The sequence below is a fragment of the Sphingomonas sp. A2-49 genome (assembly GCF_025548555.1).
Lineage (GTDB): Bacteria > Pseudomonadota > Alphaproteobacteria > Sphingomonadales > Sphingomonadaceae > Sphingomonas.
The window spans coordinates 1-22,449 of record NZ_JAJLPA010000023.1 but is presented as its reverse complement, the minus strand read 5'-3'; the positions used below and the strand labels follow the sequence as shown (position 1 = coordinate 22,449).

At 70.6% G+C, this 22,449-nt stretch carries 25 protein-coding genes, 2 tRNA genes and 1 pseudogene; 21 read left to right on the top strand and 7 right to left on the bottom strand.

Features of this window, described 5'->3' with window-relative positions; translation table 11 throughout:
* The 15 genes from LPN01_RS15465 (at position 1) to LPN01_RS15395 (ending at position 11,104) form a co-directional block, all read left to right on the top strand.
* The gene (locus LPN01_RS15465; protein ID WP_262829317.1) at positions 1–483 is read left to right on the top strand and encodes a GspH/FimT family pseudopilin; all 483 of its coding nucleotides are present in this window, start codon (positions 1–3) and stop codon (positions 481–483) included.
* Positions 483–863, top strand: coding sequence for a type II secretion system minor pseudopilin GspI (gspI, locus tag LPN01_RS15460; protein WP_262829316.1), 381 nt, complete (start codon positions 483–485; stop codon positions 861–863). Before LPN01_RS15465 ends, gspI begins: the two co-directional genes overlap by 1 nt.
* Positions 860–1,498: a type II secretion system minor pseudopilin GspJ gene (gene gspJ / locus LPN01_RS15455; RefSeq protein WP_262829315.1), complete on the top strand. Its 639-nt coding sequence runs from the start codon at positions 860–862 to the stop codon at positions 1,496–1,498. The genes gspI and gspJ overlap by 4 nt, the downstream gene beginning before the upstream one ends.
* The gene (gene gspK / locus LPN01_RS15450) at positions 1,488–2,471 is read left to right on the top strand and encodes a type II secretion system minor pseudopilin GspK (RefSeq protein ID WP_262829314.1); all 984 of its coding nucleotides are present in this window, start codon (positions 1,488–1,490) and stop codon (positions 2,469–2,471) included. Before gspJ ends, gspK begins: the two co-directional genes overlap by 11 nt.
* On the top strand, positions 2,468–3,559 hold the full coding sequence (gene gspL, locus LPN01_RS15445; RefSeq protein ID WP_262829313.1) for a type II secretion system protein GspL: 1,092 nt from the start codon (positions 2,468–2,470) through the stop codon (positions 3,557–3,559). Before gspK ends, gspL begins: the two co-directional genes overlap by 4 nt.
* Positions 3,556–4,026 carry a type II secretion system protein M gene (locus LPN01_RS15440; protein WP_262829312.1) on the top strand — a complete coding sequence of 157 codons (471 nt, stop codon included), beginning with the start codon at positions 3,556–3,558 and terminating at the stop codon, positions 4,024–4,026. Before gspL ends, LPN01_RS15440 begins: the two co-directional genes overlap by 4 nt.
* The gene (gene gspN / locus LPN01_RS15435) at positions 4,023–4,736 is read left to right on the top strand and encodes a type II secretion system protein N (RefSeq protein WP_262829311.1); all 714 of its coding nucleotides are present in this window, start codon (positions 4,023–4,025) and stop codon (positions 4,734–4,736) included. The genes LPN01_RS15440 and gspN overlap by 4 nt, the downstream gene beginning before the upstream one ends.
* Positions 4,737–5,020: 284 nt before the next feature.
* A tRNA-His gene (locus LPN01_RS15430) sits at positions 5,021–5,097 on the top strand.
* Between the two features lie 103 nt (positions 5,098–5,200).
* Positions 5,201–6,253, top strand: coding sequence for a Glu/Leu/Phe/Val dehydrogenase family protein (locus LPN01_RS15425; protein ID WP_262829310.1), 1,053 nt, complete (start codon positions 5,201–5,203; stop codon positions 6,251–6,253).
* Between the two features lie 102 nt (positions 6,254–6,355).
* Positions 6,356–7,081: a heme ABC transporter permease CcmC gene (ccmC, locus tag LPN01_RS15420; protein ID WP_262829309.1), complete on the top strand. Its 726-nt coding sequence runs from the start codon at positions 6,356–6,358 to the stop codon at positions 7,079–7,081.
* Positions 7,082–7,178: 97 nt separating this feature from the next.
* A complete protein-coding gene (ccmE, locus tag LPN01_RS15415) occupies positions 7,179–7,613 on the top strand; it encodes a cytochrome c maturation protein CcmE (RefSeq protein ID WP_262829308.1) in 435 nt (144 codons plus the stop codon).
* Positions 7,610–9,538, top strand: coding sequence for a heme lyase CcmF/NrfE family subunit (locus LPN01_RS15410; RefSeq protein ID WP_262829307.1), 1,929 nt, complete (start codon positions 7,610–7,612; stop codon positions 9,536–9,538). Before ccmE ends, LPN01_RS15410 begins: the two co-directional genes overlap by 4 nt.
* Complete coding sequence (locus LPN01_RS15405) at positions 9,535–10,062, top strand: redoxin family protein (RefSeq protein ID WP_262829306.1); 528 nt, start codon at positions 9,535–9,537, stop codon at positions 10,060–10,062. Before LPN01_RS15410 ends, LPN01_RS15405 begins: the two co-directional genes overlap by 4 nt.
* A complete protein-coding gene (locus tag LPN01_RS15400) occupies positions 10,059–10,469 on the top strand; it encodes a cytochrome c-type biogenesis protein (protein ID WP_262829305.1) in 411 nt (136 codons plus the stop codon). The genes LPN01_RS15405 and LPN01_RS15400 overlap by 4 nt, the downstream gene beginning before the upstream one ends.
* On the top strand, positions 10,469–11,104 hold the full coding sequence (locus LPN01_RS15395; protein ID WP_262829304.1) for a tetratricopeptide repeat protein: 636 nt from the start codon (positions 10,469–10,471) through the stop codon (positions 11,102–11,104). The genes LPN01_RS15400 and LPN01_RS15395 overlap by 1 nt, the downstream gene beginning before the upstream one ends.
* 371 nt (positions 11,105–11,475) lie before the next feature.
* Here the strand turns inward: LPN01_RS15395 and LPN01_RS15390 are convergent, their stop codons facing one another.
* Together LPN01_RS15390 and ald are read right to left on the bottom strand one after the other, a co-directional pair.
* On the bottom strand, positions 11,476–11,694 hold the full coding sequence (locus tag LPN01_RS15390; RefSeq protein ID WP_262829303.1) for a DUF3072 domain-containing protein: 219 nt from the start codon (positions 11,692–11,694) through the stop codon (positions 11,476–11,478).
* A gap of 56 nt (positions 11,695–11,750) precedes the next feature.
* The gene (gene ald / locus LPN01_RS15385; protein ID WP_262829302.1) at positions 11,751–12,857 is read right to left on the bottom strand and encodes an alanine dehydrogenase; all 1,107 of its coding nucleotides are present in this window, start codon (positions 12,855–12,857) and stop codon (positions 11,751–11,753) included.
* Between the two features lie 123 nt (positions 12,858–12,980).
* On the opposite strand from ald, the gene LPN01_RS15380 reads away from it, so the two are divergent.
* From LPN01_RS15380 to LPN01_RS15360, 5 genes are all read left to right on the top strand, one after another.
* Positions 12,981–13,424, top strand: a complete 444-nt coding sequence (locus LPN01_RS15380; RefSeq protein WP_262829301.1) for an Lrp/AsnC family transcriptional regulator — start codon at positions 12,981–12,983, stop codon at positions 13,422–13,424.
* A gap of 123 nt (positions 13,425–13,547) precedes the next feature.
* Entirely contained in the window at positions 13,548–15,470 is a 1,923-nt protein-coding gene (locus LPN01_RS15375; protein ID WP_410482838.1) for a potassium transporter Kup, read from the top strand.
* Between the two features lie 17 nt (positions 15,471–15,487).
* Positions 15,488–15,973 carry a 2'-5' RNA ligase family protein gene (locus tag LPN01_RS15370; RefSeq protein WP_262829300.1) on the top strand — a complete coding sequence of 162 codons (486 nt, stop codon included), beginning with the start codon at positions 15,488–15,490 and terminating at the stop codon, positions 15,971–15,973.
* Positions 15,974–16,017: 44 nt separating this feature from the next.
* Positions 16,018–16,094 (top strand) — tRNA-Met (locus tag LPN01_RS15365).
* A 109-nt stretch (positions 16,095–16,203) separates the two neighbouring features.
* Positions 16,204–16,503 (top strand): hypothetical protein, encoded by a 300-nt coding sequence (locus LPN01_RS15360; RefSeq protein ID WP_262829299.1) that lies wholly within the window; start codon positions 16,204–16,206, stop codon positions 16,501–16,503.
* Between the two features lie 14 nt (positions 16,504–16,517).
* Here LPN01_RS15360 and fdhD read toward each other — a convergent pair whose 3' ends face one another.
* The 3 genes from fdhD to LPN01_RS15345 are packed head-to-tail and all read right to left on the bottom strand — an operon-like array spanning position 16,518 to position 20,028.
* Positions 16,518–17,306 carry a formate dehydrogenase accessory sulfurtransferase FdhD gene (gene fdhD / locus LPN01_RS15355; protein WP_262829298.1) on the bottom strand — a complete coding sequence of 263 codons (789 nt, stop codon included), beginning with the start codon at positions 17,304–17,306 and terminating at the stop codon, positions 16,518–16,520.
* On the bottom strand, positions 17,303–17,896 hold the full coding sequence (locus LPN01_RS15350; protein WP_262829297.1) for a molybdenum cofactor guanylyltransferase: 594 nt from the start codon (positions 17,894–17,896) through the stop codon (positions 17,303–17,305). Before LPN01_RS15350 ends, fdhD begins: the two co-directional genes overlap by 4 nt.
* Positions 17,803–20,028, bottom strand: a complete 2,226-nt coding sequence (locus tag LPN01_RS15345) for an FdhF/YdeP family oxidoreductase (RefSeq protein ID WP_410482842.1) — start codon at positions 20,026–20,028, stop codon at positions 17,803–17,805. Before LPN01_RS15345 ends, LPN01_RS15350 begins: the two co-directional genes overlap by 94 nt.
* Positions 20,029–20,260: 232 nt before the next feature.
* Between LPN01_RS15345 and trxB the strand changes: the two genes are divergently transcribed.
* Positions 20,261–21,229: a thioredoxin-disulfide reductase gene (gene trxB / locus LPN01_RS15340; protein WP_262829295.1), complete on the top strand. Its 969-nt coding sequence runs from the start codon at positions 20,261–20,263 to the stop codon at positions 21,227–21,229.
* Between the two features lie 175 nt (positions 21,230–21,404).
* Here the strand turns inward: trxB and LPN01_RS15335 are convergent, their stop codons facing one another.
* Positions 21,405–22,190: a hydrolase 1, exosortase A system-associated gene (locus LPN01_RS15335; protein WP_262829294.1), complete on the bottom strand. Its 786-nt coding sequence runs from the start codon at positions 22,188–22,190 to the stop codon at positions 21,405–21,407.
* A pseudogene (locus tag LPN01_RS15330) lies at positions 22,178–22,449 on the bottom strand (hypothetical protein); the annotation flags it as partial. The pseudogene LPN01_RS15330 and the gene LPN01_RS15335, both read right to left, overlap by 13 nt.

The window sequence follows — 22,449 nt, the reverse complement described above, 5'->3', positions numbered from 1 at the left end:
ATGCGCCCGCCGCGCATCCGATCCGGTACTCGTCGACGGCGCGGCCAGCGGGGCTTCACGCTCGTCGAGCTGATGGTGGTGGTGACCATCATCGGCCTCGCCGCGGCGGTGGCGGTATGGAACATGCCCGATCCGCGCGGGCGTGTCGCCGACGAGGCGGCACGGTTCGCGCTGCGCGCGCGGGCGGCGCACGATGCGGCGATCGTCGAGGCGCGGCCGGTCAGCATCTGGGTCACCGCGGGCGGCTATGGCTTCGACCGCCGCGCCGCGGGCCAGTGGGTGGCGATGGCGGACAAGCCGCTGCGCGTCGAACGCTGGTCGGACGGCACCAGCGCCGCGACCGGCGAGGCGGACGGGCGGCTGCGCATCGTCTTCGACCCGACCGGGCTCGCCGACCGCGGCGCGCAGGTGACGCTGACCCGCAGCGGCGCGCGCGCGGTGATCGACATGGCCGCGGACGGCACGGTGCGGGTGGCGAGCTGATGCGCGGCCGGGCGAGCGATCAACGCGGCTTCACGCTGATCGAGATCATGGTCGCGCTGGCGGTGTTCAGCCTCGCGGTGCTGGCGCTGCTGCGGCTGGAGACGGCGACGATCCGCGGCGCGGCGACGCTCGACGACAGCCTGCTCGCCGGGCTGGTCGCGCGCAACGTCGCCAACGATGCGATCAGCGACGGCCGCCCGCCGGTCGCCGGCCGGACCACGGGCAGCGAGGCGAACGGCGGCCACAGCTGGACCTGGGTGCGGCAGGTGCGCGCGACCGGCAATGCCGGCATCGTCCGCATCGACGTCGCGGTCACCGATCGCACCGGCCGGATCCTCGGGCGAACCACCGCGATCCGGCCGCCGGACACGCCGTCGTGACGCGCGACGACCGCGGCTTCACCCTGATCGAGGTGATGATCGCGCTGATGATCTTTGGCATGATCGCGGCGGCGGGGGTCGCGATCCTGACCTTCAGCGTCCGCGCGCAGACCGCGACGGGGAAGCGGTTCGACGACGTCGCCGCGCTCAATCGCACCACCGCGCTGCTCGCCGGCGACCTGGGGCAGGCGATCGACCGGCCGGCGCGCGACGAGGGCGGCAACGTGCTGCCCGCGTTCACGGGAGAGGGCGACGGCCGGATGCGCTTCGTTCGCAGCGGCTGGGCCAATGTCGATGCCGCCCCGCGCGCGAGCGTGCAGAAGGTCGCCTATGCGATCGAGGACGGCACGCTGGTCCGCATCGCCTATCCAATGATCGACGGTGCCGCGCCGCTGCCCGCGGTCGCGCTGCTCGACCGGATCGCCGGGATCGCCGCGCGCTATCGGTACAAGGGTGCGTGGAGCGATCGCTGGGACGACACGCAGGGCGCGGCCTTGCCGCAGGCGGCGGAGATTTCGCTGCGGCGGACCGACGGGCGCGCGTACCGGCTGATGCTGCTGGTCGGCACCGGTTATGCCGGGTCGCTCGCCCCCGGCCCGCAACCCACGCCGACGGCCACGCCCAATGGTGGATAGTCGCGAACGCGGCGCTGCGCTGCTCACCGTCCTGCTGCTGGTCGCGATGATCGCCGTGCTGGCGGGCACCGCGCTGGAGCGGTTGCGGCTGACGACGCGGCTTGCCGGCAATGCGCTGGGCGGCGAACAGGCGCGCGGCTATGCCCGCGCGGCCGAGGCACTGGCGACGACGAAGGTCACCGACATGCTGGGGTCCAGCCCGGACAAGGTGACGCTGGCGGGCGGATGGAGCGGGCGCCCCTATGGCCTGCCGCTGCCCGGCGGCGGGCTGGCAGTGGCGCGGGTGACCGACGGCGGCAATTGCTTCAACCTCAACAGCCTCGTCAGCAAACAGGCACCCAATGTCTACACCTCGACACAGAGCATCGCGCAGCGCGTGCAGTTCGCGCGGCTGATGCGGCTGGTCGGCGTGCCGGCGCAGGCGGCCGAGCGGATCGCGCCCGCGACCGCCGACTGGATCGACACCGATCAGGACCAGCAGGGTGGCGGCGCCGAGGATCCCGTCTACCTCGCACGCGCGACGCCCTATCGTACGGCCGGCACGTTGATGGCCGATCCCAGCGAGTTGCGCGCCGTCGATGGCATGACGCCGGAGGTTTATGCCCAGCTGCGGCCATGGATCTGCACGCTGCCCGTCGCCGCGACGGTGCCGGTCAACATCAACACGCTGACCCCCGAACAGGCGCCGCTGGTGGCGATGCAGTTTCCCGACACGCTGTCGGTCGACGCGGCGCGGGGGATGCTCCTGCGCCGCCCGCAGCAGGGCTTCGCGAGCGTCGAGACGTTCCTCAACAGCGGCGGCAGCGGCGCGTCGCCGGACGCGGGAACCGCCGGCATGGCGATCACCTCGCAATGGTTCGCGCTGCGTATCGACGTCAGCAACGGCAGCAGCGGATTGCAGGAAAGAGCATTGATCGACGCAAGCCGTCTTCCCGCGCGGCTCGTGGCGCGGCAATGGGGCGACGACTCATGACGACGCTCCTCTTCCTTCCCTCCGCCACGCAAGGCTGGCGCTGGCTGCGCATCGCCGCCGACGGTGCGATCGGCGCGGGCGATGGGTTGCCCGCGGACACGGGCGACGACGCCGTCGTCGCGGTGGCCCCGGCGGATGCGGTGACGCTGCACTGGGCGGACCTGCCCGCGCGCTCCCCGGCGCAGGCCACCGCCGCCGCCCGGCTGCTGGTGGCGGAGGCGAGCGCGACGCCGATCGGCGAGCTGCACGTCGCCGCCGGCGACGAGGGCGAGGACGGGAGCGGCGGCGAACGCCCGATCGCGGTCGTGGCGCTGGGCGCGATGGCGGGCTGGCTCGCCGAGCTGGCGGTCCACGGCATCGACCCGGTCGCGATGGTGCCCGCGCCGCTGCTGCTGCCACGTCCCGACGACGGCTATGTCCGCGGCACGATCGCGGGTACCGCGCTGGTCCGCAGCCGGACGACCGGGTTCGCCGACGAGGCGCGGCTGACCGAGATGGTGGTCGGCGACGCACCGATGGCGACGCTCGACCGCGCGGCGCTCGATACGGCACTGGTCGCCGCGGTCGCGGCACTGCCGCTCGACCTGCGGCAGGGGCCGTTCGCGCGGCGCCGCCGGATCGGCATCGACTGGGCGCTGATCCGGCGGCTGGCGCTGCTCGGCGCGGCGATCCTGGCGGTGACGCTGGCCATCGACCTGGTGCGGATCGCCAAATATGCGTTCGGGGCGGACGCGCTGGAGGCGCGCGCCGATGCGCTGGGCCGGACCGGGCTGGCGCGCGGCGAGACGGTGACCGATGTCGACCGCCAGCTCGACGAGCGGCTGGCGGGCGTGCGCGGGCCGGGGCTGGGCTTCAGCACCACGGTCGCGGCGGTCTATGCCGCGGTGCGAGCGACGCCGGGTACGGAGCTGACATCGTTGGAATTCCAGTCCAACGGCGCGTTGCGGATCGGCGTCGGCGCCGCTCGCGAATCGCTGCCGACCGATCTCAAGCGGGCGCTGGAGGCGGCGGGCTTCACCGTCACGGCGGGCACGTTCCAGTCCGCCAACGGCAGGGTGACGGGAGAAATGACGGTGAGCCGGTCATGAGCGGCCTTCGCGCCTGGTTCGCCGGCCGTGCGCTGCGCGAGCGACGCCTGATCCTGGCCATGCTCGCGCTGCTGGTCGTGACGATCGTGTGGGGCGGGATCATCCTGCCGGTGCGGGACGGCCTGTCGAGCGCACGCGAGCGGCATGCCGATGCGGTTGTGCGGCTCGCCGCGACGCAGGACGAGGTCGACCTGATCCGCTCCGCCGGGCGCCGCGTGCCGCTGACCGGCACCTTGGTCGAGACGCTGCGGCTGCGTGCCGACGCCGCGGGCCTCGCGCTCGCCAGCGTCGAGGACGGCACCGGCGGGCGCGTCCACGCGACGATCCAGGCGGGGCGTCCGGCGGCGCTGGCGCGGTGGTTCGCCGGGCTGGAAGCGAGCGGCATCCTGGTCGATTCGGCGACGTGGCGCGACAATGCCGACGGCAGCGTCGCGGCGGATTTCGTCGTGCGGGCGCGCGCGTCGTGAGGCGCATCCGCCTGCGCACCGGCCCCGCGGCGCTGTTCGGCGCGCTGATGTTCGCGGCGCTGCTCATGTTCCTGCCGTTGCGGCTCGTGCTCGGCTGGGTGGGGCTCGGCGACCAGGGGTTCAGCGCGCGCACCGTCACCGGCAGCGTGTGGGACGGCCGGCTGAACGAGGCGCGGTTCGGCGACCTCGCGCTCGGTTCGCTCGACGCCGGCCTGTCGCCGCTCGCGCTGCTGATCGGGCGCGCGCGGATCGCGCTCGACGGCGATCCCGGCCTGCTCCACGGTGCGATCACGCTCAGCCGCCACGGCATCGGCGTCGACGACATGACCGCGACGCTGCCGACCGGGCGCGCCTTCGCCCCGTTGCCGGTGACGCAACTTGCGCTGGAAAACGTCACCGTCCATTTCGTCGACGACACCTGCGACAGGGCGGAAGGGCGCGTCCGCGCGCGACTGGTCGGCGAGGCGGCGGGGATCGCGCTGCCCGCCGACCTGTCGGGCGTCGCCCGGTGCGACGGCGGCGCGCTGCTGCTGCCGCTCGCCAGCCAGGCGGGCAGCGAGAGCATCGAACTGCGCATCACCGGTCAGGGCCGCTACACCGCCGCGCTGCGCATCGCGCCGGCCGATCCGACGGCGGCCCAGCGCCTGTCCGCCGCGGGTTTCGTGCCGGGGCAGGGCAGCTACCGCCTGTCGATCGAGGGCAGCTTCTAAGGCCGATCGGGCTCGGAGGCCGGACCGTTTTCTCCGCTTCCGGACCTGACCCGCGGGCCACCGTGCCGCAGGGATACGGCAAAAGCCTCCAGGACCGCGTCTGGCGGCACAGCGAACCCCTGCATCGGTCCGGGTAACGATGGGGTGGAGGCGATTCCGGTTCTGCATGCGGCGCCGCAGGCCGAATATCCGCTGATCCGATCCCGCGCGCGCCCGTTCCGCAAAAAGCCCGCCTTCCGGCTTGACGCAACGCGTCTACCCCCGCTAGGGGCGCAGCCTTCGCGGCGACCGTAGTTCAATTGGTTAGAGCGTCGGCTTGTGATGCCGGAAGTTGCGGGTTCAAGTCCCGTCGGTCGCCCCATTTTCTCGCATATTCCGACCGCCCACAGGATCGGGGCTGGTCAAAGCGGGCGAGAAATAATATTGCCGCCTTTCGCAATTTTCCAAAAGCAGCGGAGCAGGCCATGACCTCGGTGTGGGATCTTCCCGATTTCGATTCGCACGAAGGCGTCCATGCCTTCACCGACCGCGCATCGGGTCTGCGCGCGATCATCGCGGTCCATTCCACCCATCTCGGCCCCGCGGCGGGCGGCGCACGCTTCTGGCATTATGCGTCGGGCGACCTCGCCGTCACCGACGCGCTGCGGCTGTCGCGCGGCATGAGCTTCAAGAACGCGATGGCGGGACTGGCGCTGGGCGGCGGCAAGGGCGTGATCCTGGCCGACGAGCCCGGCGCGGTGATCGGCGAGGACCGGCTGAAGGCGTTCGGCCGCGCGGTCGATTCGCTCGGCGGCACATACGTCACGGCCGAGGATGTCGGCATGTCCGAGGCACGGATGAAGGTGATCGCGGGCGAGACGCGCTACGTCAGCGGCCTGCCGGTCGAAAGCGGCGCGGCGGGCGGCGACCCCGGCCCCTATACCGCGCACGGCGTCTATCTGGGCGTGAAGGCGGCGGCGAAGCGCGGGCTGGGGACCGACGACATGCGCGGCGTCCATGTCGCGGTGCAGGGCGTCGGATCGGTCGGCGGCGGGCTCGCCCGGCTGCTGGCGCGCGACGGGGCGCGGCTGACGCTGGCCGACGTCGATGCGGCGCGCGCGAAGGCGCTGGCGGAGGAACTGGGCGCCGAGACGGTCGCCGCGGGCGCGATCCTGGGCGTGGAGGCGGACATCTTCAGCCCCAACGCGCTGGGCGCGATCCTGACCGAGGCGACGATCCCGACACTGGTCGCGAAAGTGGTCGCGGGTGGCGCCAACAACCAGCTGGCGACGCGCGAGGATTACGATCGCCTGCACGCGCGGGGCATTCTCTATGCGCCCGATTACGTCATCAACGCCGGCGGCATCATCAACGTCGGGCTCGAATATCTGGGGCAGGGCGACGAGGCCGAGGTGATGGCGCGCATCGCCAGGATCCCGGCGCGGCTGGACGAGGTGTGGGACGAGAGCGAGCGCACCGGTCGCCCCGCCGCGGAGGTCGCCGACACGATCGCGCAGCGCCTGATCGGCCGCGGCTGACGACCGCCGCGATCCGCCCCCGTTCCGCGGGGCGGGTCGGCGGTGCCTCGTCCTTTGCGACGGGGTGACGGCGGCCGCAAAGCTTTATAAGGCTCGTGCGCCGTGCCCACGCTTCATGCCCTCGCCAATCCCGCCCGCTTCCTCAGGATCGCGCGGCCGCTCACGCCGGCGCTGCTGTGGAGCGGCGTGGTGCTGCTCGCGATCGGTTGCTGGGCCGGGCTGACGCAGACGCCGCCCGATTATCTCCAGGGCGACAGCGTCCGCATCCTCTACATCCACGTGCCCTCGGCCTGGCTCGGCATGGGCGGCTGGAGCGGGCTGGCGGTCAGCAGCATCGCCTTCCTCGTCTGGCGGCATCCGCTCGCCGACGTCGCGGCGCGCGCGATCGCGCTGCCCGGCGCGGTGTTCGCCGCGATCTGCCTCGTCACCGGATCGATCTGGGGGCGGCCGACCTGGGGCACGTGGTGGCAGTGGGACGGGCGGCTGACGTCGATGCTGCTGCTGTTCTTCGTCTATTGCGGCTATATGGCGCTCGCTCGCGCGGATGCCGAGCGCGGCGGCGACGGGCGCATTCCCGCGCTGTACGGCATCGCCGGCACCGTCCTGCTGCCGATCATCCGCTATTCGGTGATCTGGTGGAACACGCTGCATCAGGGGCCGTCGATCGGCCTGACCCGGTCGAGCATCGCCGGCAGCATCCTGTGGCCGCTCGGCTTCACCATGGCGGGGTTCACATTGGTGTTCGCCGCGATCGTGCTGATGCGGATGCGCGCCGCGCTCGCCCGCATCCGGGCAGAGGCGCGGATGCGGCGGATGGCGCGCGCATGAACGCCTGGCCATTCGTCGCCGCCGCCTATGCCGTCGCGATCGGGACGACCGCGGTGCTGGGCATCGCCAGCTATCTGGCGATGAAGCGCGCCGAGCGATGAAGGCGAAACACCAGAGGCTGACGCTGGCGCTGCTCGGCGTCGCGGCGGTGGTCGCCGCCGCGCTGCTCGCGATGTCGGCGTTGAAGGATCAGGCGTCGTTCTTCTACGCGCCGTCCGACGTGCGCAAGCAGGGCCTGCCGCTCGGCCGTGCGGTGCGCCTGGGCGGGATGGTACAGGCGGGGTCGATCCGCCGCGCCGCCGACGGGGTGACCGTCCGCTTCGTCGTCGGCGACGGCATCGCGACGACCCCCGTGACCTTCGCCGGCATCGTCCCCGACCTGTTCCGCGAGCGATCGGGCGTGGTGGCGGAAGGGCGGTTCAACCCCGACGGCAGCTTCACCGCGAGCAACCTGCTCGCCAAGCACGACGAAAAGTACATGCCGCCCGAACTCGCCGGCAAGATGCACGAAACCCGGACGCTGAAGCCGTGACCGCCGAACTCGGTCTGGCGGCGCTGTGGCTGGCCGCCGCGCTCGCCGCGCTGCAACTGGCGATGGCGGTGCTGGGGCTGGCGCGCGGGCAGGCGGAGCCGGTCGCGGCGGTCCGCCCGATCGCGGTCGTGCAGGGCGCGCTCGCCGCGCTCGCCATGGCGGCGCTGATCGCGCTGTTCCTGGCGAGCGACATGTCGGTGCGGCTGGTGGTGGAGAACAGCCATTCGGCCAAGCCGTGGCTGTACAAGTTCGCCGGCGCCTGGGGCAATCACGAAGGATCGATGCTGCTCTGGGTGACGATCCTGGGGCTGGCCGGCGGGGCGGTCGCGATCGTCGAACGGCGGCTGCCCGAACGCACGCTGATCGCGACGCTGGGCGCGCAGGCGGGGATCGCGCTCGGCTTCTACGCCTTCCTGCTGTTCGCCTCCAACCCGTTCGCGCGGATCGCCCCGGCACCCCCCGACGGCATGGGGCTCAACCCGCTGTTGCAGGATCCCGGCCTCGCCTTCCACCCGCCGACGCTCTACGTCGGCTATGTCGGCATCTCGGTCGCCTTTTCGTTCGCGGTCGGTGCGCTGGTGACGCGCGACGTCGGCCCGGCGTTCGCGCGAGCGATGCGCCCCTGGGTGCTCGGCGCGTGGATCTTCCTGACGCTCGGCATCACCGCGGGCAGCTACTGGGCCTATTACGAGCTCGGCTGGGGCGGCTGGTGGTTCTGGGACCCGGTCGAGAACGCCTCGCTGATGCCGTGGCTCGCCGCGACCGCGCTGCTGCATTCGGTGACGGTGCTCGCCACCCGCGACGGCCTGCGCGCCTGGACGGTGATGCTGGCGGTGGTCGCCTTCTCGATGTCGATGGTCGGCACCTTCCTCGTGCGGTCGGGCATCCTCACCAGCGTCCACGCCTTTGCCGTCGATCCGGAGCGCGGCGCGTTCATCCTCGCGCTGCTGGCGATCTATATCGGCGGCGCGCTGGCGCTGTTCGCCGCGCGGATCGGCACGGTGCGCGCGGGCACGACCTTCGCGCTGGTCAGCCGCGAAGGCGCGCTGGTGCTCAACAACCTGCTCCTGTCCGTCATCCTCGGCATCGTGCTGATCGGCACGCTCTATCCGCTGGTCGCGGCGGGGTTCGGCGTACAGCTGTCGGTCGGGCCGCCCTTCTTTAACAAGGCGGCGGGGCCGATCGCGCTCGCGCTGGTGGTGGCGATGGCGGCGGGGCCGCTGTTGCGCTGGCGGCGCGACGACGCGACCGCGCTGCTCGACCGGCTGATCTGGCCGATCGCCGCCGCCGGCTTCACCGGTGCGGCGCTGGTGGTGCTCGCGCCGCCGGGGGTGCTGCCGCTGCTCGGCATCGCGCTGGCCGCGGGGCTGGCGGTGGCGAGCGTGCTGCCGCTCGTCGGGCGCAATCCATGGCGCACGCCGCTGTTCACTTGGGGCATGGTCGTCGCGCATCTGGGCATCGCGGTCAGCCTCGCCGGCATGGCCTGCGACAGCGCCTATACCGCCGAGACGCTGGTCGCCGTGCGCGTCGGCCAGCCGGTGCGCGTCGGGCCGTTCGTCGTCCGGCTCGACGGGATCAAGCCGGTCGTGGGTGAGAATTGGTCCGCGCTCGAAGCGCGGCTGAGCGCGACGCGCGACGGCGACACGATCGTGCTGCGGCCGCAGGCGCGCTTCTTCGCCGATCCGGTCACCACCACCAGCGAAAGCGCGATCGCGACGCGCTGGGACGGCCAGCTCTACACCGTGCTCGGCCAGCCCGATGCGCAGGCCGACGGGCAGGGGCGCTGGCAGGTGCGGTTGTGGTGGAAGCCGTTCGTGACGCTGATCTGGCTGGGCGGCGTGCTGGTCGCGCTGGGCGGCGCGCTGTCGCTCGCGGGGCGCTGGCGGCGCGAACGGCGCGTCCGGCTGCGGGAGGCCCATGCATGAGGCGCTGGCTGCTCTGGACCCCGCTCGCCGGGTTCGGCCTGCTGTTCGCGGTGGTCGCGAGTGGCCTCATCAAGCCCGCCGATCGCGTCGTGCGATCGGCGCTGGTCGGCAAGCCGCTGCCCGATTTCGCGCTGCCCGCGATCGCGCTGGACAAGCCCGGCCTGTCGGTCGCGGCGTTCCGGCAGGGGCAGCCGCGGCTGCTCAACATCTTCGCGAGCTGGTGCATCCCCTGCGCCGCCGAATCGCCGCATCTGATGCGGTTGAAGGCGATGGGGGTGCCGATCGACGCCATCGCGATCCGCGACACCGCCCCGGCGCTGACCGCGTTCCTGCGTCGCAACGGCGACCCCTATGACCGGATCGGCGACGACCGGCAGAGCGCCGTGCAGCTCGCGCTCGGATCGTCGGGCGTGCCGGAAAGCTTCGTGATCGACGGCCGGGGGCGGATCGTCCTCCAGCATGTCGGCGATATCCGCGCCGACGATGTCGCGACCATCGCCGCCGCTATCCGGGATGCGCGATGAGGCGCGCGGCGATCCTGCTGCTGGCGCTCGCCGCCGCCGGTCCGGCGCTGGCCGATCCCGCGACGCCGCCCGCCGCGCTCGCCAACACGCAGCTGCGCGATCCGGTGCAGGAGGCGGCGGCGCGCGAGCTGATGGTGACGCTGCGCTGCGTCGTCTGCCAGGGCCAGTCGATCGCCGACAGCGACGCGAGCATGGCGGGCGACATGCGCGCGCTGGTGCGCAGCCGCATCGCCGCGGGCGAATCGCCGGATGCGATCCGCCGCTGGCTGGTCGACCGCTACGGCGATTACGTCACCTACGATCCGCCGTTCGGCGCGGCGACGTGGCCACTGTGGCTGGCGCCGGTGGTGCTGCTGGCGGTGGGGGCGCTGATCGCGCGGTCGAGCTTCCGTCGGGGTGGGCGCTGATGGGCTGGCTGGCGCTCGCGCTCGTCATCGCCGCCGCCGCTGCGGCGCTGGTCCTGTTGCGCGTCGGGCGGGTGCTGTGGTCGATGGTCGGCGCCGCGTTGATGCTCGGCGCGGCCGGCTATGCGTGGCAGGGGTCGCCGACGATCGCCGCCAGCCCGGCGCGCGCCGGCATGCTGCGCGCCGACGACGATCCGACGCTGGTCGACCTGCGCGAACGCATGCTGGGCCGCTTCACCGCCGATTCCGCCTATCTGACCGCAGCCGACGCGCTGGGGCGGTCGGGCGACAGGCGGTCGGCGGTCCGGGCGATCCTCGGCGGCCTCAACCGCTATCCGCGCAGCCTGATGCTGTGGACGGCGCTTGGCACCGCGATGGCGGCGCACGACGGCAACGTGACGTCGCCTCCTGCGCTGTTCGCCTTCCGCCATGCGATCCGCCTCGCGCCGCTGCACCCTGCGCCACATTTCTTCCTGGGGCTCGCCTATGTCCGGGCGAACGATTTTGCGAACGCGCGCGCGCAATGGGCCCGGGCGCTCGCGCTGTCGCCGGCGGGGGCGTCGTACCGGCGCGATATCGCGGTGCGGCTGATGCTGCTCGATCGCCTGCTGGCGATGCAGGAGGGGCGGCGGCCTTAGCGGCGTGCGGGGTCGGGGGTTCGTAACGCCGGTCGCGGGCCGGGGGCGTGACGGTGATCGCAGAAACGATTCCGGCGGGTGCCGGCCGATCGTTTCTGCACGGGCCCTATGCGATCAACGCCTCCCCGGCGAAGGCCGGGGCCCGGTCGGAAAGGCGGGCGTAATAGCACGCGGCGCCTGCCAACCTCTGTTTCCCACCTAAGCCCCGGCCTTAGCCGGGGAACCGCTTTTACCGGGAAATCGTCTTTTCGAATGAACGGCTGCGGAAAGCGCCTTTACTCGGAACGGCCTGCGCCGGCCATGGCAGACGCGGTGGCAGCATCGAAGGGGAAGGGCGTCGCGGCAGACCGCGTTCGCCCTCGCGCCCGCCGTTATTTGCCGCGCCCGGTCTGCTCCTGCAATGCATCGATGCGCTTCGATGCGTCCGCCTTGGTCAGCGTGTCGTCGAAGGGCTCGCCGGCCTCTTCGCTCAACGTCTTGAGGTAGCTCGCCTGTGCGCCGGTCATCGTCTCGTCGCCGGTGGTCCAGTCGTCCGGGTCCTTTTCGGCGTTGGACGTCGGGTGGGTCTTGGGGTTTTCGGTTTCGGACATGGTTGAGGCCTCTCTTTCGCAAGGCCTCAACCATCGTGTTCCGTTTCCGTTCCGGGTTACGCCGTCCATGCCTCGAACGGCAGGTCGAGCGCCTCCGCGACTGCGCGATGGCGGATCTTGCCGCCCGAGACGTTGAGGCCGTTGGCGAGGTGCGCGTCCGCCCGCATCGCCGCCTCCGCCCCGAGATCGGCGAGCTTCAGCGCGAACGGCAGCGTCGCATTGTTGAGCGCGAAGGCCGACGTGCGCGCGACCGCGCCCGGCATGTTGGCGACGCAATAATGGATCACGCCGTCGACCTCGAACACCGGGTCCTCGTGCGTGGTCGCGTGGCTGGTTTCGAAACAGCCGCCCTGGTCGATCGCGATGTCGACCAGCACCGCGCCGCGCTTCATCGTCTTCACCATCTCGCGCGTCACCAGCTTCGGCGCCGCCGCGCCGGGAACCAGCACCGCACCGATGACGAGATGCGCGTTCTTCACCGCCGCGGCGATCGCCGCCTTGCTGGCATAGGCGGTCTTGATCTGGCTGCTGAAGAACATGTCGAGTTCGGCCAGCCGGTCGTTCGAGATGTCGTAGATGGTGACGTCGGCGCGCATGCCGACCGCCATCTGCGCCGCGTTGACGCCCGAGACGCCGCCGCCGATGATCGCGACCTTGGCCGGCGCGACGCCGGGCACGCCGCCCAGCAGGACGCCGCGGCCGCCCTGTTCCTTTTCGAGATAATGCGCGCCGACCTGCACCGACATGCGGCCCGCGACCTCGCTCATCGGCTTGAGCAGCGGCAGGCCGCCGCGCGCCGCGGTCACCGTCTCGTACGCGATGCAGGTCGCGCCAGACGCGATCAGTCCCTCGGCCTGCGGCTTGTCCGCGGCGAGGTGGAGATAGGTGAACAGCAGGTGGCGCGGTTCGAGCAGCGCGATCTCGCTCGCCTGCGGTTCCTTGACCTTCACGATCATGTCCGCGGCAGCGAACACCGCGGCGGGATCGGCGAGGATCGTCGCACCGGCGTCGATATAATCCTGGTCCTCGAAGTCGATGCCCGCGCCCGCCCGCGTCTCGACGACGACCTCGTGCCCCGCGGCGACGAGTTCGGCGACCGACGGCGGGGTCAGGCCGACGCGATATTCGTGGTTCTTGATTTCCTTGGGAACGCCGATGCGCATGATGGTCTCCTCTTCCTCGCCTGCCAATACAGCGCCCGGCGCGGGAGAAGGTCGCGATTTCGTCCACCCGCGGACGTCCGGACGGGATCGCATCCCGCAAAACCCTGCTATGGCGCGACGATCATGCTCGACGCCTTCGACCGCAAGATCCTCGCCCGGCTGCTCGCCGATTCCGACCTGACCAGCGCGCAACTGGGCGAGGCGGTGGGGCTGTCGCCCAGCGCCGCGCACCGCCGCGTCGGATCGCTGCGGGAGCGCGGCTACATCGCGGGGTTTCGCGCGGTGCTGAGCAAGGCGGCACGCGGCAATCCCAGCGTCGTGCTCGTCAACGTCACGCTGCGCGACCAGCGCGAGGAAACGATGGCGGCGTTCGAGCGCGAGATCGGCGATATCCCGGAGATCCGCGACTGCTTCCTGATGAGCGGCGAGGCGGACTATATGCTGCACGTCGAGGTCCGCCGCGACGACACGTTCGAGCGGATCCATCGCGAAACGCTGTCGCGGCTCCCCGGCGTCACCCGCCTGGCGTCGCATTTCGTCATCCGCGAGGTGTTCCGCCGTCCCTGAGCGGCACGGAAGCGACCGGCCCGGCGTTGCTCCCTTCGTTCAGCCCATGCTAAGGCCCTTCGATATGGAACAGGTTGGGAACACTGCCGATCGTCGCTTGCCGTCGACACGGTCGATGCGCTCGTGAGCACCCCGGTACCGGCAGACCTGCCGAGCGCGCGGGGCGAGGACGGCGAACACGGCCATCACGCCGACGGCATGCTCAAGCTGGCGGTCGGCGCGATCGGCATCGTCTTCGGCGACATCGGTACGAGCCCGCTCTACGCGTTCCGCGAAACCTTCGCGGGGCATCATCAGCTGACGCTCGACCCGATGCATATCATGGGCGTGCTGAGCCTGATGTTCTGGTCGATGATGATCGTCGTGACGATCAAATATGTCGCGATCATCATGCGCGCGGACAACAAGGGCGAGGGCGGCAGCCTGGCGCTGCTGGCGCTGGTGTCGGGACGGACGAAGAGCCGGCGCTGGTCGACCGGGATCATCCTGCTCGGCGTCTTCGCCACCTCGCTCTTCTACGGCGATTCGATGATTACCCCCGCGGTGACCGTGCTCGGCGCGGTCGAGGGGCTGGCGATCGCCGCGCCGGCCTTTTCCGGGCTGGTGCTGCCGATCGTGATCGCGATCCTGATCGCGCTGTTCTGGGTGCAGAAGAGCGGCACGGCGCGGATCGGCCTCGTCTTCGGGCCGATCATGCTCGTCTATTTCGCGGTGATCGCGGTGCTGGGCCTCATCAGCGTCGTGCAGACGCCGGAGGTGCTCTGGGCCTTCTCGCCGCACCATGCGGTCGAATTCTTCCTCGTCGATCCGGTCCGCGCCTTCCTGGCGCTGGGATCGGTGGTGCTGGCGGTGACGGGGGCGGAGGCGCTGTATGCCGACATGGGGCATTTCGGCCGCAAGCCGATCGGCCTGTCGTGGCTGGTCTTCGTGCTCCCTGCGCTTATGTGCAACTATCTGGGGCAGGGGGCGCTGCTGTTCCGCGAGGGGCAGGAGGCGCTGCGCAGCCCCTTCTACATGCTGGCGCCCGACAGCCTGCAGCTGCCGCTGGTGATCCTCGCCACCATGGCCGCGATCATCGCCAGCCAGGCGGTGATCTCCGGCGCCTTTTCGGTGACGCAGCAGGCGATCCAGCTCGGCTTCATGCCGCGGCTGCGGATCGAGCACACCAGCGCGGCGACCGCGGGCCAGATCTACATCCCGCTCGTCAACTGGATGCTGATGGTGATGGTGATCCTGCTGGTGCTGTTCTTCCGCACCTCGTCCAACCTCACCTCCGCCTATGGCATCGCGGTGACGGGGGCGATGTTCATCGATTCGTGCCTGCTCGGGGTCGCGCTGACGCGGCTGTGGAACTGGCCGATCTACGCCGCCGCGCCGCTGCTCGCGCTCTTCTTCCTCGTCGACGGCGCCTATCTGTCGGCGAACCTCACCAAGGTGCCCGACGGCGGCTGGTTCCCGCTGATGGTCGGTTTCATCATCTTCACCTTCCTGACCACCTGGTCGAAGGGGCGCCAGCTGATGATGGACCGGCTGCGCGAGGCGGCGATGCCGATCAAGGTGTTCATCACCTCCGCCGCCAGCTCGGCGAGCCGGGTGCCTGGGACGGCGGTGTTCATGACGTCGTCCGCCGACGGCGTGCCGCACGCGCTGCTCCACAACCTGAAGCACAACAAGGTGCTGCACGAGCGCGTAATTCTGCTGACGGTCAAGATCGTCGCCCAGCCCTATTGGCCCGAGGCGGAGCGCGCGACGCGCGACGGGCTCGGCGACGGATTCTACCGCCTGGTCCTGCGCTATGGCTTCATGGAGGAGGTCGACGTGCCCGCCGCGCTGAAGCGGGTCCATGAATGCGGCGCCGATTTCAAGATGATGGACACCAGCTTCTTCCTGTCGCGGCAGACGTTGCTGCCCTCGGAACGACCGGGCATGATGCTGTGGCGCGAGAAATTGTTCGCCTGGATGCTGCGCAACGCGGAAAGCGCGATGGAGTTCTTTCGCCTGCCCACCAACCGGGTGGTCGAGCTGGGCAGCCAGGTGGAGATTTGACGGCGGCGCCGATCATCGTGACGGCGCTGTTCGGGCGGCAGGACCAGGGCTGGTTCGACGCGCAGCGCGCCGCCCATTTTCCACCCGAACGCAACCAGCTGTCCGCGCACCTGACGCTGTTCCACCACCTGCCGCCCTCCGCCGAGGACGAGCTGAAACGGCGCCTCTCCGAATTCACCCGGGGGCAGCGCGCGCCCAACGCCCGCGTCGGCGGGCTGATGTCGCTCGGCCGCGGCGTCGCCTACCGGATCGAATCGCCCGAGCTGGTCGCGATCCGTCGCGAGCTGGCGGATGCGTTCGCGGGGCTGCTGACGCCGCAGGACGCGGGCGGCTGGCGCCCGCACGTGACGATCCAGAACAAGGTCCAGCCCGGCATCGCCAGGCTGCTGATGACGTCGCTCGACCGCGATTTCCGTGCGCGCGACGTCGAAATCGCGGGCCTCGCCGCATGGTGGTATCGCGGCGGCCCGTGGGAGGCGCTGTCGCGGCATATGTTCGCTTGACGGACGCCGCCAAGCGCACCTATAGGCGCGCCCTCACACGGCGGGGCGGAGTAGCTCAGCTGGTTAGAGCACGGGAATCATAATCCTGGGGTCGGGGGTTCAAGTCCCTCCTCCGCTACCAACTCGCGAAGATTGGTGGTGCCGCCGTAGTGATCGACGCGTCCGAAACGAACGATTTGTAAACCGCTCGCGTGCGATGATCCGGTCTGGTCCCGGATCGAGGCAGGGCGATGGCGTATAACTTCCCCAACGAACGCCGCAGGGTCGAGCGGCGCGCCGCGGCGCCCAACCCCGCGTTTGCGGGGCCCGAACGGCGTCTGTCCGAGCGGCGGCAGACCGAGGTGAAACTGGTCCGCAAGCCCGAACCGATGCATCGCGGCGTGCTATGGGCGGCGGTGACGATGGTGTTGATCCTTGCCGATTCGATCTTCCTCGACGGCGCCTATCGGCACATGATCCTGGGCTGGTTCACCGATATGGCGGACGGCGCGCGCAACTGGTCCGAGCATGTCTGGGACTGGGGCAAGTAGGTCCTGCGGCGGCGTCAGGCAAAGACGCCCCACGGATCGTTGAGCACCAGCATCGCATCCGTCCGTGCCAGCGCGACCAGCGTCAGGCCATGCGTGCGGGCGTGATCGATCGCGAGGCTGGTCGGCGCGGAGATGCCGGCGAGCAGCGGCATGGCCGCGACCAGCGCCTTGTCGACCATCTCGAAGCTGATGCGGGAGGTGACGAGCGCGAACGCGGCAGGGGGCGCCGTCGCCTGCCGGCCGATCAGCTTGTCGAGCGCGTTGTGGCGGCCGACGTCCTCCATCGCCGTCAGGATGCTGCCATCCGCCGCGCAGGCGGCGGCGGCATGCGCCGCCCCGGTCGCGGCGTTGATCGGCTGGTGATCGCGCAGGCGCGCGAGCGCCGCGAAGATCGCGCCCGGCGCGATGTCGGGCCGGGGCGCGGCCTGCGCGACCGGGCGGACGAGCTGTTCGAGGCTGGCGATGCCGCACAGGCCGCAGCTGGTATCGCTGGTGCGGTGGCGGATCCGGTCGTGGATGCGCCCGCGGCACCGTTCCGCCAGCGCGACGCGCACGATCCAACCCGCGGGCGCCAGGAACGCGTCGATGTCGACGATGTCGGCGGGGGTGTCGGCCAGCCGTTCGGTGAGCATGAACCCGGTCGCGAACGCATCGAGGTCGCGCGGCGTCATCATCATCACCGCATAGCCGATGCCGTCGACCTCGATCGCGACGGGCGCCTCGATCGCGACGGCACGTTCGCCCGCCGTGACCGTGCCGTCGGGGCGAACGACGCGCGTCGCCTCGATCCGCGACGGCATCATAGCGCCAGCAGGTCGTCGGGCGTGTTGACGTTGGCGAGCGGCGTGGGGGCCGCGATCGGCAGCGCGCCGATCGTCTCCGCCCAGCCGCGCACCGAGCGGCGGTCCGACGCGTCGATATGCGCGAGCAACTGCGCCCCCAGCGCCGCCGGCCAGTGGCCGAGCACCGGTGCGTCGGCGCAATAGCTCGGTGCCCGGTGCAACAGCGCATCGAGCAACGTCGCGGGCAGGCGCGGCATGTCGCAGCCGATCGTCAGCACCGTGTCGAAGCCGTGCGTGGCGGCATGGTCGATCGCGCCCGCGATCCCGCCGAGCGGGCCCAGATCGGGGCGGGGCAGGTCGGCTATGCCCCCCGGCCGGCCGATGACGACCACGGCATCGACGCGACCGGCGACGAGCGCGCGGACGTGCTCGATCAGCGGCTTGCCCTCGAACGGCGCCGTCGCCTTGTCGCTGCCGAACCGCCGCGATCGCCCGCCGGCGAGGATCGCCCCCAGGATCAGGACGCGCGCTCCACCCGCACCGGCACCGATTTGCCCGCGGGAACGTGGCTCTGTTCGGCCTTGTGGCTGATCGGCATCAGGATGTTGCACTCCGGGTAATAGCCGCCGATGCAGCCGCGCGGGACGTCGTAGGGAACGACCAGCAGCCCTGACAGGCGTTTGTCGGCATTGCCGCCGGCATCCCCGACCAGGTCGACCCGGTCGTGTTCCGCCAGCCCCAGTTCCGCCATGTCGGCGCGGTTCATCATCACCACGTCGCGCGTGCCCTTGATGCCGCGGAAGCGGTCGTGATAGCCGTAGACGGTGGTGTTGAACTGGTCGTTCGACCGCAGCGTCATCAGCCGGAACCGCCCCGGCGCCTCGGCGAACCCGGTCGCGTTGAGCGACGTCGGCACGTTGAATACGGCGCGCCCGCTTTCCGTTTCCCACTGCCGGTGTGCGGCCGGCACGCCCTTCCAGAAGCCGCCCGGGGTCCACAGCCGTTCGTTGAAGCGGGTGAACTTGTCGGGATAGGTGGCCTCGATCGCGTCGCGGACGAGGCCATAGTCGCCGACCCAGGCGTCCCAGTCGACTTTCGGATTGGCGGGAATCGTCGCCTTGGCGATGCCGGCCAGGATCGCGGGTTCGGACAGGAGCGTCTCCGCCGCCGGCGTCGCCCGGCCGCGCGATCCGTAGATGCGGCTGAAGCTGTCCTCCATCGTCACCGCCTGCGCGCCGCCCGCCTGTTCGTCGGTCTCGATCCGCCCGAGGCACGGCAGCAGGTAACAGGTCTTGCCCGGCAGCAGATGCGTGCGGTTGAGCTTGGTCGCGATGCTGACGGTCAGGCCGAGCCGCTGCCACGCCGGCTCGATCGTGGCGGTATCGGGCACGGCGCGGGCGAGGTTGCCGCCAAGGCCCAGGAACGCCTGCGCGCTGCCGTCGACGATATGCTCGCACGCCGCCACGGTGTCCCAGCCCTTGTCGCGCGGGGGCTCGAAATCGTACAGTGCCTTCAGCCGGTCGAGCGGCGCGAGTTCGGGCTTTTCGGTAATGCCGACGGTGCGCTGGCCCTGCACGTTGCTGTGGCCGCGGACCGGGCCGAACCCTGCACCCGGCTTGCCGACGTTGCCGCGCAGCAGCATCATATTGACCAGCGTGTGCACGTTGTCGATGCCGTGGACATGCTGCGTCAGGCCCATGCCGTAGACGCAGATCACGCGCTGCGCCTTGGCATAGACCGCGCCGGCCGCCTCCAGATCCTGCCGCGCCAGCCCGCTTTCATGCTCGATCGTCGCCCAGTCGGTGGCGCGGACCATGTCGGCGAAGGCGCCGAAGCCGGTGGTGTGTTCGGCGATGAAGGCATGGTCGAGGATCGGCGGCGCCGCGATCCGCTTGCACTGGTCGTCCGCGGCGATGACGTATTTGCAGATGCCCAGGATCGCGGCGATGTCGCCGCCGGTCTTCACCTGGTGATATTGGGTCGCGATCGGCGTCGACTTGCCGGTCGCCATCTCGACCGGGTTCTGCGGATCGGTGAAGCGTTCGAGGCCGCGTTCCTTCAGGGGGTTGAACACGACGATCTCGACCCCGCGCTTGGCGCACGAGCGCAACGGATGCAGGAACCGCGGGCTGTTGGTGCCGGGGTTCTGGCCGAAATAGAAGATCGCGTCGCATACGTCGTAATCGGACAAGTGGATCGTACCTACCGGCGAGCCGATCGCCGACTTCAGCCCCACCGAGGTCGTCTCGTGGCACATGTTGGACGAATCGGGCAGGTTCTGGCTGCCGTACATTCGCGCCATCAGCTGCCACATATAGCTGGTTTCGAGGCTGGCGCGGCCCGATGCGTAGAAGACGACCTTGGTGGGATCATAGCCCTTCAGCTTGTCGCCGATGTCGGCGAACGCTTCCGCCCAGCTGACCGCGACGTAGCGGTCGGTCGCTGCATCGTAGCGCATCGGGTGCGTCAGCCGTCCGGCCTGTTCCAGGTCGTAATCCTTCCAGCCGCGCAATTCGGTGACCGTATGCGTGGCGAAGAATTCGGGGGTCGTGCGATAGGTGGTAAGCTCCCACGCGGTCGCCTTGGCCCCGTTTTCGCAGAATTCGGCGATATGCGGATGCGCCGGTTTTCCCCACGCGCACGACACGCACATGAAACCGCCCGGCTTGTTCTGGCGCGCGAGTTCGCGCGCGGTTTCCGGGGGCACCTTCTCGCGCAAATTGATCTCCGCGACGGACTTCATCGAGCCCCAGCCGCCGGCGGCACCGGTGTAAGGGTCGGTATTGATCGGCTCTTTGCTCACGTCGGGCACCCTTTTCGCGGTCATCTTCGGCAACGCGCCGGGAACGGGTTGGATGCAGCCGCGCGGCCGCAAACGCCAGCCTTCCGGCACGCCGGCGTCGTGGATGGTTCAAATCCGCCTGCCGATCCCCTAGATCACGGGTCGACTCCTTATTCCGACAGGCAATCTTTCCATGACCACCCACACCACGCGCATGCTCATCCTCGGTTCGGGGCCGGCCGGGCTGTCGGCGGCGATCTACGGCGCGCGCGCCGGCATGGCGCCGATCGTGGTGCAGGGCATCCAGCCCGGCGGGCAGCTGACGACGACGACCGACGTCGAGAATTACCCGGGGTTCGCCGACGTGATCCAGGGCCCGTGGCTGATGGAGCAGATGCAGAAACAGGCCGAGCATGTCGGCACGCGGCTGATGTGGGACACGATCGTCGAGGTCGACCTGTCGCGCCGCCCGTTCCGGCTGATCGGCGACGGCGGTGACGTCTACGAGGGCGAGGTGCTGGTGATCGCGACCGGTGCACAGGCGAAATGGCTCGGCATCGACAGCGAGGAGGCGATGAAGGGCAAGGGCGTCAGCGCCTGCGCGACCTGCGACGGCTTCTTCTATCGCGGCAAGAAGGTCGCGGTGATCGGCGGCGGCAACACCGCGGTCGAGGAGGCGCTGTACCTGACCAACCATTCGGACGACGTCACGCTGATCCACCGCCGCGACTCCTTACGCGCCGAGCGTATCCTGCAGGAGCGGCTGCACGCGCACCCCAACGTCACGGTGCTGTGGAACAAGGAAGTGCGCGAATTCGTCGACGGCGGCGGCAATGCCGGGCTGGTCGCGCTGACGCTGGAGGATACGGTGACGGGCGAGCATTCGCGGCTCCACGTCGACGGCGGCTTCGTCGCGATCGGCCATCACCCGGCGACCGAGCTGTTCCGCGGCCATCTGGCGCTCGACGACGATGGCTATATCGCGGTGGAAACCGGTTCGACCCGGACCAGCGTCGCCGGCGTGTTTGCGTGCGGCGACGTCGCCGACAAGATCTACCGCCAGGCGGTCACCGCGGCGGGGACGGGGTGCATGGCGGCGCTGGACGCCGAGCGCTTCCTCGCGGCGGCGGAGTTCGCGGAGCTGGCCGAGGCCGCGGAGTAGAGGGCCCGGCTCGGTCGGCCGGCTGACGATGTTCCGATCCTGAACGCGGGGCAGGAATGCCGCGTGGGCCATCCGCAATGACGCACCTCCCCGGCGAAGGCGGGAGCCCGGTCGGGGGACGATTGCAATAAGCGTTGCGCTTTGCCGTCACGACGTTTCCGACGTGGCCCGTGGATCATCCACGGCGTTCGTCCCCGGCGGATCGCGCCAGCGCGGCGAGCACGGCATCGCCCAGCGCCCGCCGGTCGTCGGGGCGCGCGAAGCTGTGCGAATCGGTGTCGATCCGGACCGCGTCGCGGCGACCGGCGAGCGCGGCATAGGCTTGCGCGGTCGCGTCGCCCGTGGCGAGGACGACCTCGACGGCGGTGCCCCAGCCGTCGATCGCCGCGACCACGCGCCGGCCCAGATCCTGCGGCGATGGCGCAGCGGCCTTTTGCAACCCCTGGATCGCCCTGGCGATGTCGATCCGGCCGGTCAGCAGCCGGCGCCATGCCGACGGGCTGGTCAGCCGCTGGCGATAGGTCGCGCGGATCGCCGCGCGCGGGGGCAGGGCGTCGCGATCCTCGACCGTCCACGGGTTGGCGAGCAGCAGCCGGTCGACGCCGGCCGCGCGGCCATGCAGGGCCAGCGTGCTGGCCGCGTCGCAATTGCCGTAGCCGACGACCGCTTCGAGCCCCGGCGCATGCGCACGGAACGCCGCCGCCGCGGCGAACAGGTCAGGACCGGCGGAGAGGAAGCCGTGGTTCTCACCGGTCGAATCGCCGATACCGCGGCGATCGTAGCGAAAGACCGGGTGGCCGGCGGCGGCGACGCGCGCGGCGAGCACCGCCATGCCGCGATGCGCGCCGCACCGTATCTCGTTCCCGCCCGAGACGATCAGCAGGCCGGTGGTGCTGGCCGCCGCATCGAGCGTGCCTACCAGCGTTTCGCCCGCGCAGGGAAAGGCGATCAGGCTTCGCACGCCGCGATCCAGGCCGCGATGTCGTCGGCGAGCGTTTCGGCGAGCGCCGGATCGTTGCCCGGCTCGCTTCGCCGCCACAGCGGGGCGGCGTTGATCGCGCGGTCGGCGGCACGCGGATCGCCGGCGAGCCGGACGACGCGCCGGGGAATGCCGGGCTGGTCGAACGGCGTCATGCCGGCAAGGGCGGACAATTGGTCGCGGGGCAGGGGGGTGCCGGCGATCTCGACCGGATCGCCGCCCCCGTGGAGCATCGCATCGC